Genomic DNA, 11,358 nt, shown 5'->3' with positions numbered 1-11,358 from the left:
GCGCTGGTCCGATTGCCTACTGCCGATTCTCGATTCCCGGCTACTCAGCGCAGCCCGGTCTCGTTGCGGGCGATCACCAGGCGCTGGATCTCGGACGTGCCTTCGTAGATCTCGGTGATCTTGGCGTCGCGGAAGTAGCGCTCCAGCGGCATCTCCTTCGAATAGCCCATGCCGCCGTGGATCTGCACCGCCTGGTGGGTGATCCACATCGCCGCCTCGGAGGCGGTGAGCTTGGCCACCGAGGCCTCGGTGGTGAAGCGCTTGCCCTGCCCCTTCAGCCACGCCGCGCGCAGCGTCAGCAACAGCGAGGCGTCGAGCTTGCACTTCATGTCGGCGATCTTGGCCTGGGTCATCTGGAACGCGCCGATCGGCGAGCCGAACGCCTTGCGCTCCTTCACGTAGTCCAGGGTGGCCTGGTAGGCGGCGCGGGCGATGCCGATCGCCTGCGAGGCGATGCCGATGCGGCCGGCGTCGAGCACGCTCATCGCGATCTTGAAGCCCTCGCCCGGTGCGCCCAGGATCTCGTCCGGGGTCGCCACGTAGTCCTGGAACTCGATCTCGCAGGTGGCCGAGGCGCGGATGCCGAGCTTGGGCTCGGTCTTGCCGCGGTGGAAACCGGGCTTGTCGGTGTCGACCACGAACGCGGTGATGCCGCGCGAGCCCTGCTCCGGCTCGCTCAGCGCGTACAGCACGATGTACTTGGCGACCGGGCCGGAGGTGATCCAGCTCTTCTTGCCGTTGATCACGAAGCTGCCGTCGTCCTGGCGCACCGCCCGGCAACGCATCGCGGTGGCGTCGGAGCCGGACTGCGGCTCGGTCAGCGCGAACGCGCCGATATGGCTGCCGTCGGCGATCGCGCGCACGTACTTCTGCTTCTGCGCCTCGTTGCCGTTCTTCAGGATGCCGGCGCAGAACAGCGAGTTGTTGACCGAGACGATGGTGGAATGGGCGGCGTCGCCGGCGGCGATCTCGACCATCGCCAGCACGTAGGCGATCGGGTCCATGCCGGCGCCGCCGTACTCCTCCGGCACCTCGATGCCCATCAGCCCGTTCTCGCCGAGCAGGCGGATGTTCTCCAGCGGGAACTCGCCGGTGCGGTCGTGGTGCTCGGCGCTCGGCGCGATCCGCTCCTGGGCGATGCGTCGCGCCACGTCCTGGATCATCAATTGCTCTTCAGTAAAGCTGAAATCCACGTAGAACCCCTCCCGGGCTGTCTGGTGCGCCATTGTAGCCATCCAGACCATACGCTGGCGTGTGCACGACTTGACCCGGTCGGCCCGCGGGACCAGAATATCTCTATATCGCGATAGGAAGATATTATGGATCTGGAGGACTGGTCGACCCGGCTGAAGGTGTTCGCCGACGCGACCCGCGTGCGCCTGCTGGCGCTGCTGGAGCAGGAAGAGCTGACCGTGGCCGAGCTGTCGGCGATCACCCGGCTGGCGCAACCGCGCGTCTCCACCCACCTGGCCAAGCTGAAGGAGGCCGGGCTGGTGCGCGACCGCCGCGCCGGCGTGTCGGCCTACTACCGCTTCGACGAGGCGCAACTGGACCCGGCGCAGCGCGCGCTGTGGCTGGCGCTGAGCACCGGCAGCGACGACCCGCTGCTGCGCCAGGACGCCGAGCGCGTGGCCGCGGTGCTGGCCAACCGCGCCGCCGACCAGAACTGGGCCGACTCGGTGGCCGGCGACATGGAACGCCACTACTCGCCCGGGCGCACCTGGGAAGCGCTGGCGCGCACCGCGCTGCCGCTGCTGGAAACCGGCGACGTGCTCGACATCGCCTCCGGCGACGGCGTGCTGGCCGAACTGGTCGCCCCGCATGCGCGCCGCTACGTGTGCATCGACACCAGCGCGCGGGTGGTGGCCGCGGCCAGCGAGCGCCTGCGCCGGCTGGGCAACGTGGAAGTGCGCGAAGGCGACATGCACGCGCTGCCGTTCGCCGACGCCAGCTTCGACCTGGTGGTGATGATGCATGCGCTGACCTACGCGGCCAAGCCGGCGCAGGCGGTGGCCGAATCGGCGCGGGTGCTGCGCCCCGGCGGACGCCTGCTGCTGTGCAGCCTCGCCCGCCACGAACACAAGGCCGCGGTGCAGGCCTACGGCCACGTCAACCTGGGCTTCTCGTCGAAGGAACTGCGCAAGTTCGTGCACAAGGCCGGGCTGGACGTGTCCAGCCTGGAAACCGTGACCCGCGAGAAGCGCCCGCCGCATTTCGAGGTGGTGTCGTTGATTGCTGTGAAGCCGGTGGAGCCGGGATTGGGGAATGGGGATTCGGGAATCGCAAAGGCAAAGGCAAAGGCAGGAGCGACCGCATGAGCAGCTCATCCATGTCTCCTCAGTCACAGCTGCCCTGGCTGCACCCCCAACGTACGCAGAAGCTGCTGCAGGCGCTGTCCGAACGCATCCTGATCATCGATGGCGCGATGGGCACCATGATCCAGCGCCACGACCTGCAGGAGGCCGACTACCGCGGCGAACGTTTCGCCGCCGGCTACGACAGCGCGCACGTGCACGGCCCCGGCTGCGACCACGCGCCGCAGGGCCACGACCTGAAGGGCAACAACGACCTGCTGCTGCTGTCCCGGCCGGACGTGATCGCCGGCATCCACCGCGCCTACCTCGATGCCGGCGCCGACCTGCTCGAGACCAACACCTTCAACGCCACCTCGATCAGCCAGGCCGACTACCACCTGGAGCATCTGGTCTACGAACTCAACAAGGCCGGCGCGCAGGTCGCGCGCGCGTGCTGCGACGCGGCCGAGGCGCTCACCCCGGACAAGCCGCGCTTCGTCATCGGCGTGCTCGGCCCGACCAGCCGCACCGCCTCGATCAGCCCCGACGTCAACGATCCCGGCTTCCGCAACACCAGCTTCGACGAGTTGCGCGGCACCTACCGCGAAGCGGTCGAGGGCCTGATCGACGGCGGCGCCGACACGCTGATGGTGGAGACCATCTTCGACACGCTCAACGCCAAGGCGGCGCTGTACGCGATCGAGGAAGTGTTCGAAGCGCGCGGCGGGCGGCTGCCGGTGATGATCTCCGGCACCATCACCGACGCCTCCGGGCGCACCCTGTCCGGGCAGACCGCCGAAGCGTTCTACGCCTCGGTGGCGCATGGCCGGCCGCTGTCGGTGGGGCTGAACTGCGCGCTCGGCGCCAGCGACCTGCGCCCGCACGTGGAGACGCTGGCGCGGATCGCCGACGGCTACGTCAGCGCGCATCCCAACGCCGGCCTGCCCAACGCCTTCGGCGAGTACGACGAAACCCCTGAGGAAATGGCGGCGACGCTGAAGGAATTCGCCCAATCCGGATTGCTGAACCTGGTCGGCGGCTGCTGCGGCACCACCCCGGCGCACATCCAGGCGATCGCCGAGGCGGTGCGCGGCCTGCGTCCGCGCACGCCGCTGGCGGCGCAGGCACAGGCGGCCTGAGATGACGCTGCATCCGCTGCCGCTTCACGCATTCGCGGGGCGCGCCGCATGCGCCGCACCGGCCGCCGGCGCGCGCGCGTCCACCGCAACGATCCTGCAAGGCTGAGCCCATGTCCGTCCGCATTACCCGCCTGTCCGGCCTGGAGCCGCTGCTGCTGACCCCGGACCTGCTGTTCGTCAACGTCGGCGAGCGCACCAACGTCACCGGCAGCGCGCAGTTCCGCAAGCTGGTCAAGGAAGAGCGCTACGAGGAAGCGGTGGACGTGGCGCGCCAGCAGGTCGCCAGCGGCGCGCAGATCCTCGACGTCAACATGGACGAGGGCCTGATCGATTCGGAGAAGGCGATGACCCGCTTTCTCAACCTGATCATGTCCGAGCCGGACATCGCGCGCATCCCGATCATGGTCGACTCCTCCAAGTGGAGCGTGATCGAGGCCGGGCTGAAGTGCCTGCAGGGCAAGAGCGTGGTCAACTCGATCTCGCTGAAGGAAGGCGAAGCGGTGTTCGTCGAGCACGCGCGCAAGGTGCTGCGCTACGGCGCCGCCGCGGTGGTGATGGCGTTCGACGAGCAGGGCCAGGCCGACACCTGCGCGCGCAAGGTGGAGATCTGCAGCCGCGCCTACCGGATCCTGACCGAGCAGGTCGGCTTCCCGCCGGAAGACATCATCTTCGACCCCAACATCTTCGCCGTGGCCACCGGCATCGAGGAGCACGACAACTACGCGGTGGACTTCATCGAGGCCACCCGCATCATCCGCCAGACCCTGCCGCACTGCCACGTGTCCGGCGGCGTGTCCAACGTGTCGTTCTCGTTCCGCGGCAACGAGACCGTGCGCCAGGCGATCCACTCGGTGTTCCTGTACCACGCCATCGCCGCGGGCATGGACATGGGCATCGTCAACGCCGGCGGCATGCCGATCTACGACGACCTGGACCCGGACCTGCGCGAGCGCGTGGAGGACGTGATCCTCAACCGCCGCCGCGACGGCACCGAGCGCCTGCTGGAGATCGCCGAGCGCTACAAGGGCAAGAAGGGCCAGAGCAGCGTCGAGGACCTGAGCTGGCGCGACAAGCCGGTGCGCGCGCGGCTGGCGCATGCGCTGGTGCACGGCGTGGACGCCTACGTGGAACTCGATACCGAGGAAGCGCGGCAGCAGTCCACGCGCCCGCTGGACGTGATCGAAGGCCCGCTGATGGACGGCATGAACGTGGTCGGCGACCTGTTCGGCGCCGGCAAGATGTTCCTGCCGCAGGTGGTCAAGTCGGCGCGGGTGATGAAGAAGGCGGTGGCCTACCTGCTGCCGTACATCGAGGCGGAAAAGCTGCGCACCGGCGACACCGGCAAGTCCAACGGCAAGATCATCATGGCCACGGTCAAGGGCGACGTGCACGACATCGGCAAGAACATCGTCGGCGTGGTCCTGGCCTGCAACAACTTCGACGTGATCGACCTGGGGGTGATGGTGCCGACCCAGACCATCCTCGACCGCGCGCGCGCCGAGAACGCCGACATCATCGGCCTGTCCGGGCTGATCACCCCGTCGCTGGAAGAGATGAGCCACGTCGCCCGCGAGATGCAGCGGCAGGGCTTCTCGATGCCGCTGCTGATCGGCGGCGCCACCACCTCGCGCGCGCACACCGCGCTGAAGATCGACCCGCACTACGCCGCGCCGACGGTGTGGGTCAAGGACGCCTCGCGCGCGGTGGGCGTGGCGCAGTCGCTGATCTCCAAGGACCTGCGCGCCGCGTTCGTGGCCGCCAACGACGCCGACTACGCCGAGATCCGCCAGCGCCACAGGAACCGCGGCGACGCCAAGCGCCTGGTGTCGCTGGAGAAGGCGCGCGCGCAGCGCTTCGACGGCGGCTGGGACGCCTACACCCCGCCGGCGCCGAAGCAGCCCGGGCTGCACGTGTTCGACGACTACCCGCTGGAGGAACTGCTGCCGCTGATCGACTGGACCCCGTTCTTCCAGGCCTGGGAACTGGCCGGCAAGTTCCCGGCGATCCTCAGCGACGCGGTGGTCGGCCAGCAGGCCAGCGACCTGTACCGCGACGCGCGGGCGATGCTCAAGCGCATCGTCGGCGAGAAGTGGCTCACCGCCAAGGCGGTGTTCGGGCTGTGGCCGGCGAATAGCGTGGGCGACGATGTTGTGGTCCTGACGGACCGGGAATCGGGAACCGGGAATGGGGAATCGGGCGACGACGCTCCGGCTTTCGACCATTCCCGATTCTCCATTCCCCATTCCCTGCATTTCCTGCGCCAACAAGTCGACAAACCCGTCGAACGCCCCGATTTCTGCCTGGCCGATTTCATCGCGCCCAGGGACAGCGGCAAGCAGGACTGGATCGGGGCGTTCGCGGTCACCGCCGGCATCGGCATCGAGCCGCACGTGGCGCGGTTCGAAGCGGCGCACGACGACTACAACGCGATCCTGCTCAAGGCGCTGGCCGATCGCCTGGCCGAGGCCTTGGCCGAGCGCCTGCACCAGCGCGTACGCCGCGAATTCTGGGGCTATGTCGCCGACGAGGCGCTGGACAACGAGGCGCTGATCGCCGAGAAGTACCGCGGCATCCGCCCTGCCCCCGGCTATCCGGCCTGCCCCGAGCACAGCGAGAAGAAGACCCTGTTCGCGCTGCTCGACGCCGAACGCAACGCCGGCATGGCGCTGACCGAAAGTTTCGCGATGCTGCCGACCGCGGCGGTGTCCGGCTATTACTTCAGCCATCCGCAGAGCCAGTATTTCGTGGTCGGGCGTCTGACCAAGGAACAGGTCGCCGACTACGCGCGGCGCAAGGGCGTGCCGCTGCTGCAGGCCGAGCGCTGGCTGGCCTCGAACCTGGACTACGATCCGGAGTGAGCCATGACGGGCCCGCCGCCGGTCGCCGCCCGCGTGCAGTCGCCGCAACGCACTCCCTGAGCAAGGCCTCCAAGCCATCGGAACTGTCCCCATGAAGGTCGTGGTCACCGGCAGCAGCGGCCGCATCGGCCGCGCGATCCACATCCGCCTGTCGCGGCAGCACCGCGTCGACGGCTTCGACAGCGCGCCCTCCTCCACCGCCGCCTGGGTCGGCGACCTGGCCGACAGCGCGCTGCTGGCGCGTGCGATGCAGGGCGCGGACGCGGTGGTGCACACCGCGGCGCTGCACGCACCGCATGTGCCGCACGTCGGCGCAGCCAGGTTCCGCCAGGTCAACGTCGATGGCACCCGCCGCGTGCTCGATGCGGCGAGCGCGGCCGGCGTCGGCCGCATCGTCTTCACCAGCACCACCGCGCTGTACGGCAGCGCCGCCAGCCCCGTCGACACGGCGGCCTGGGTCGACGAAGAACTGGCGCCGCAGCCGCAGACCATCTATCACCACACCAAGCTGGAGGCCGAAGCGCTGCTGCGCGAGGCGGCCGCCCAAGGCGGGCCGAGCGTGCGCATCCTGCGCATGTCGCGCTGCTTCCCCGAACCGGCCAATCTGATGGCGGTGTTCCGCCTGCACCGCGGCATCGACGCGCGCGACGTCGCCGATGCGCACGCGGCGGCACTGGCCCATGCCGGCCCGGTCGCGGCGACCTTCGTCGTCTCCGGCGCCACGCCGTTCCTGCGCGAGGATTGCCAGGCGCTGCACCTCGACCCGCAGGCGCTGCTGCGGCAGCGCGCGCCGTTGCTGGTCGACGCGTTCCGGCGCCGCGGCTGGCCGCTGCCGACGCGGATCGACCGCGTCTACTCGGCACAGCAGGCGCTGCAGGCGCTGGACTGGCGACCGCGTTACGGCTTCGAAGAGGTGCTGGCGCACTACGACCAGCACCTCCCGGAGGTCCTGCCACCCGACGACGGCGAGCCCGCACGCGAGTGAGCGCGCGCCGGCATCGGCGTAGCCTCATGCACCCAACTGCGCGAGACGCTGCGCGCCGGACCCTCACCCCAACCCCTCTCCCGACGGGAGAGGGGCTTACGGCTATTCCCATCGCCCCTCGGGACCATGGCCCCCTTTTCGGGGGAAGGGGCCCCGCAGGGGCAGATGAAGGTACGGGCGCAGCCTCCTGCACCCAACTCCGCGAGTCGCTGCGCGCCGGACCCTCACCCAACCCCTCTCCCGGCGGGAGAGGGGCTTGCGGCCGCTCAGCGCAGCAGCACCGATACGCCGAGGCCGCCCTGCCAATCCGACGTCGGCGCGGACAAGCCGCGCAGCACCGACAGGTCCAGCTGCACGCGCTGGGCGACCAACCAGGTCAGCCCGGTGCCGAGCGCGCGCATCTCGTCCTCGCCGCCGCCGATGCCGGCTTCGGCATAGGCGCTGAGGTCGCCCCGCGCATAGAACGTATAGCTCGGCGACACGGTCCAGCCGTGGCCGTCGTCGCTGTCGCTGAGGTTGGCGTACAGCGCGACATTACGCCCGCCGTCCAGGTCCCAGCCGGCGCCGACGCCGAGATCGTAGCGATGCCCATCGTCGCCGTACGGCGCGCGCCCTACCGGCACCGCGGCGGTGCCGAGCACGGCCCAGGAAAACGTGTCGCGCGTGCTCGGCAACGCCCATTTCAAACCGATGCTGGCATCGCCGCCGCCATGCCCGCGGAAATCCTGGCCGGTGCCGCGCACGCGCTGCCAGACCTGGCTGTCGATGGCCAATTGCAGCTCCGCCTGCGCGCTCAGGCCGATCCGCAGGCGGCTGTCGGCCACGTACTCGGTGGTGTGCACGCCGCCGCTGCGGTCGTAGCTCACGTCCGACAGCGCCTGCTCCCAGGCGATGCCGCCGGCCGGCAGGGTCTGCGAGGCGAAGCCGATGCCGGGGCGATCGAACGCCGGCGCGTCGTCGGCATGGGCGACGCTTGCGGCGCCCAGAGCGCCGAGCACCAGCGCGCAATGCAGGAACGCCACGGCGCGATGCGTTGCGCATGCGCCGCGGATGCGGACCTGCGCGCGCAACGGCGCAACGGAACTGGCTGTGGTCATGGTCTGCCTCCGCAAGAGCGAGCGCCGCCGCTCACGGCGCCGTGCCCGATTCTGCCTGCACCGCCTTGAAGTGCGCCGTGAAGCCCGGCAACAGCAGCCGATTGCCGTAGCCGCTGAGGTGATCGGCATCGAAGAACAACGGGTGCCCGTCGCGCATGCCGGCGCAACGCTGCGGCTCGCACAGCACCGGCAACGGATCCCAGACCGAGGCATGCGGCAGCCGCGCGGCGATCCGCTGCAGGCTCTGCAGCACCGGCGCGCGGTAGCGCTCCATCGTGTCGCGCTGGATCTGCGTGCCGCGCGCGCAGATCGCGTTGCCGCGGTTGAACCAGTCCGAACAGCGGTACGGCGGCGCGCGCAGCAACGGCTTGGGCGCCTCGAACACGATGCGCACCCCGCGCTGCGCCAACGGCTGCAGCAACGCGACCGCCGCCTCTTCGCCGGCAGCGCGTACCGCCTGCGCCTGCGCACTGTCCTGCTCGGCCATCACCGCCGCCTCGTCGAACAGCTGGGTCTGCTCGGCCAGGCGCAGCAGGCGCAGCGCCGGCAGGAACAGCACGTCGCCGTCGCGCGCATGCGCGGTGACATCGGCCAGGGTGCTGCGCTCGTAGGCCTGGCAACCGGCGTGCGTCGCCTGCCAGGCCTGCAGGCCCACGATCGGACACCCGCCGACGCCGTACAGGCGCACCGCCACACCGCTCTGCAGCGCGAAGCGGCGCAGCAGTTCGTTGTAGGCCAGCGCATGCGAATCGCCGGCGACGAACAGCTGGGTCGGCTTGCGTGGCGTCTCCAGGCCGCGGTCGCGCAGGTCGCAATCGCCGCGCTCGAACAGCTTGGCGCTGCCGACCTGCAACTCCGCCCGTCCGGTCTTCAGCGTGCAGTGCGGGAACTCCTTGCGCATGCCCTTGGCATACGCGTACCAGTCCAGCGGATGCCGGCTCACCGTGCTCAGCGAGTAGTAGCGCTGCGTGTCCAGCAGCAGCGCATGCACGCCGGCGGCGAGCAGGATCAGGCCCAGCCCGGCGACGATGGTGCGCGCCGGCGTGCGCGCCTTGCCGATGCGGCCGCTGCGCCATGGCAGTTCCACCCAGCGGTACGAGGCGATCGCCAGCGCCGCCACCAGCAGCAGCGCCAGCGCTTTGGCCAGCGCCGACTCCAGGCCCACGGTCCAGCGAAACAGCACGAACACCGGCCAATGCCACAGGTACAGCGAATAGGAGACGCGGCCGATCGCCACCACCGCGCGCTGCGACAGCGCCCGCTTGATCCAGCCGGCCGGCGCGCCATGCAGCAATCCCAGCAGGCCCAGCGTGCCCAGTACCGGCCACAGGCCGTCGGGCCACGGCGAGTATCCGGGGCGCGCACGCCACAATCCGTAGCCGACCAAGCCCAGCGCCAACGCCAGCAGCGGCGAACGCCAGTTCCAGGCCGCACGCGGCGCCGGCGCAGCGCCGGCATCGAAGCGTCCGCTCAACGCCAGCGCCTGGTACAGCAGCACGCCGCTGCCCAGTTGCCAGAAGCGCTCGGTGGTCAGGTAGAACGCATCGCCGGCCTCGCCGCCGCCACGGCTGCGCAGCAGCGCATACGCCAGCGAGCTGGCCGAAGCCAGCGTCACCAGCAACGTCGACCACGCGCGGCCGCGGCCGCCACGGTTCCAGGCCAGGAACAGCAACGGGAACAGCAGGTAGAACTGCTCTTCCACGCCCAGCGACCAGGTATGCGTGTACGGATTGAACTCGGCCTTCGGCGAGAAGTAATCGTTGTCGCTGGCGGCCAGCACCCAGTTGCTGAGGCCGACGAAGGCCATGCGCCCGGTCTTGGCGCTGGTCTCGCTCAACCAGGAGTCGGGAATGAACAGGCCGCTGGCCAGCGCGGTCGCCAGCAGACAGGCCACCAGCGCCGGCGCGATGCGGCGCATGCGCCGCGCATAGAACTGCGCGAACACGCCCCAGCTGCCGGCCGCCGGCAAGCGCTGCAGCGAGGCGCTGACCACGAAGCCGGAGATCACGAAGAACACGTCGACGCCGGTGAACCCGCCCGGCAGCCAGGCCGGATCCAGGTGGTAGGCGATGACCGCCAGCACCGCGAGCGCGCGCAGTCCGTCGATATACGGCAGATAGCCGCCCGCCGCGTGCGCGGGCGATGACGGGTGCAGGCGCCCTGCCCCTGCGCGCCCCATCCCTGGGAAAGCCACGCTTACCAGACCAGGTCGTCGGGGATCTGGTACTTCGGATCGGCGTAGGGATCCTCTTCGGCCGTGGCGTTCGGATCGACCCGCAGCGCCACCGACGCCGGGAAGATCGCCTCGGCCTGATCCAGCAGCGCCGCGGTCACCAGCAGGTAGCGGCCGTTCTGCTGCAGCACGCCCAGCTCGCCGGCATTGAGCGCCTTGAGCTGCTCGGCGGTGACGTAGATGCGCTTGATCTTGCCGCCATAGGGGAAATGGCGGGCGATGTCGGCCTCGGCGTGGTTCAGCGCCTGGTCCTTGAGCAGTTCGTCGAGCCTGGCCCGCGCCTCGCGGCGCAGCCGCGCCTGTTCCTGCTTGAGCCGCTCGGCCTCGATGCGCTCGTCCTTCTCGCGCTGCGCACGGATCGCATAGGCCTTGGCCAGGTCGATGTCCTCGCGCGTGCGCGGCGGCCGTGCGGCATGCGGCCGCGCCGGCTGCTGGCCAGGCGCGCCCTGCGGCCTGCCCGCACCCTGCGGACGGCCGCGGCCGTCGCCTGCCGCATGCGGGCGCGCGGCGCCGTCGCCGCGCGGACGGCCGGTGCCGTCATGCGCACGCGCGTCATCGGGCTTGCCGGCGGCATGCGGGCGTTCGCCACGCGCGCCGGCCGGCTTGTGGCCGTGCGCCGGACGCTGGCCGGGCCGCCCTCGCGAGGGCGGCGCGGGCGTGGCGTTGCGCTCTGGGCGTTCGGGTTTCGGCACAGGCTTGAAGCCCAGGCCCAGCAGCTGGTCGCGGAGGGTATCGCTCATCGTGGCAGGATT

The 11,358-nt window shown here is 70.2% G+C and carries 8 protein-coding genes; 4 read left to right on the top strand and 4 right to left on the bottom strand.

Features of this window, described 5'->3' with window-relative positions; translation table 11 throughout:
* Positions 1 to 44: 44 nt before the first annotated feature.
* A complete protein-coding gene (locus JR064_RS03835; RefSeq protein ID WP_206228865.1) occupies positions 45 to 1,226 on the bottom strand; it encodes an acyl-CoA dehydrogenase family protein in 1,182 nt (393 codons plus the stop codon).
* A gap of 93 nt (positions 1,227 to 1,319) precedes the next feature.
* Between JR064_RS03835 and JR064_RS03830 the strand changes: the two genes are divergently transcribed.
* The 4 genes from JR064_RS03830 (at position 1,320) to JR064_RS03815 (ending at position 7,276) form a co-directional block, all read left to right on the top strand.
* Entirely contained in the window at positions 1,320 to 2,318 is a 999-nt protein-coding gene (locus JR064_RS03830) for an ArsR/SmtB family transcription factor (RefSeq protein WP_206228864.1), read from the top strand.
* Positions 2,315 to 3,433: a homocysteine S-methyltransferase family protein gene (locus JR064_RS03825; protein ID WP_206228863.1), complete on the top strand. Its 1,119-nt coding sequence runs from the start codon at positions 2,315 to 2,317 to the stop codon at positions 3,431 to 3,433. Before JR064_RS03830 ends, JR064_RS03825 begins: the two co-directional genes overlap by 4 nt.
* 110 nt (positions 3,434 to 3,543) lie before the next feature.
* On the top strand, positions 3,544 to 6,291 hold the full coding sequence (gene metH, locus JR064_RS03820; RefSeq protein ID WP_206228862.1) for a methionine synthase: 2,748 nt from the start codon (positions 3,544 to 3,546) through the stop codon (positions 6,289 to 6,291).
* Between the two features lie 91 nt (positions 6,292 to 6,382).
* A complete protein-coding gene (locus tag JR064_RS03815) occupies positions 6,383 to 7,276 on the top strand; it encodes an NAD-dependent epimerase/dehydratase family protein (RefSeq protein WP_206228861.1) in 894 nt (297 codons plus the stop codon).
* Positions 7,277 to 7,542: 266 nt separating this feature from the next.
* Here JR064_RS03815 and JR064_RS03810 read toward each other — a convergent pair whose 3' ends face one another.
* From JR064_RS03810 to JR064_RS03800, 3 genes are read right to left on the bottom strand one after another with little or no spacing between them, the layout of a single operon-like run.
* On the bottom strand, positions 7,543 to 8,373 hold the full coding sequence (locus JR064_RS03810) for a transporter (protein WP_206228860.1): 831 nt from the start codon (positions 8,371 to 8,373) through the stop codon (positions 7,543 to 7,545).
* Between the two features lie 31 nt (positions 8,374 to 8,404).
* A complete protein-coding gene (locus JR064_RS03805; RefSeq protein WP_241092837.1) occupies positions 8,405 to 10,552 on the bottom strand; it encodes an acyltransferase family protein in 2,148 nt (715 codons plus the stop codon).
* A gap of 17 nt (positions 10,553 to 10,569) precedes the next feature.
* Positions 10,570 to 11,346: a DUF2058 domain-containing protein gene (locus JR064_RS03800; protein ID WP_206228858.1), complete on the bottom strand. Its 777-nt coding sequence runs from the start codon at positions 11,344 to 11,346 to the stop codon at positions 10,570 to 10,572.
* Positions 11,347 to 11,358: the final 12 nt, after the last annotated feature.

Origin of the sequence: Xanthomonas bonasiae (assembly GCF_017163705.1) — a bacterium.
GTDB lineage: Bacteria > Pseudomonadota > Gammaproteobacteria > Xanthomonadales > Xanthomonadaceae > Xanthomonas_A > Xanthomonas_A bonasiae.
The sequence above is the reverse complement of the archived record's forward strand: the minus strand, read 5'-3'. Positions and strand labels throughout refer to the sequence as shown.

Bases quoted from the DNA above. Each gene is read 5' to 3' on its own strand.
- JR064_RS03835 (WP_206228865.1), bottom strand. From the start codon at position 1,226: ATGGCGCACCAGACAGCCCGGGAGGGGTTCTACGTGGATTTCAGCTTT.
- JR064_RS03800 (WP_206228858.1), bottom strand. From the start codon at position 11,346: ATGAGCGATACCCTCCGCGACCAGCTGCTGGGCCTGGGCTTCAAGCCT.
- JR064_RS03830 (WP_206228864.1), top strand. From the start codon at position 1,320: ATGGATCTGGAGGACTGGTCGACCCGGCTGAAGGTGTTCGCCGACGCG.
- JR064_RS03825 (WP_206228863.1), top strand. From the start codon at position 2,315: ATGAGCAGCTCATCCATGTCTCCTCAGTCACAGCTGCCCTGGCTGCAC.
- JR064_RS03815 (WP_206228861.1), top strand. From the start codon at position 6,383: ATGAAGGTCGTGGTCACCGGCAGCAGCGGCCGCATCGGCCGCGCGATC.
- JR064_RS03810 (WP_206228860.1), bottom strand. From the start codon at position 8,373: ATGACCACAGCCAGTTCCGTTGCGCCGTTGCGCGCGCAGGTCCGCATC.
- JR064_RS03805 (WP_241092837.1), bottom strand. From the start codon at position 10,552: ATGGGGCGCGCAGGGGCAGGGCGCCTGCACCCGTCATCGCCCGCGCAC.
- metH (WP_206228862.1), top strand. From the start codon at position 3,544: ATGTCCGTCCGCATTACCCGCCTGTCCGGCCTGGAGCCGCTGCTGCTG.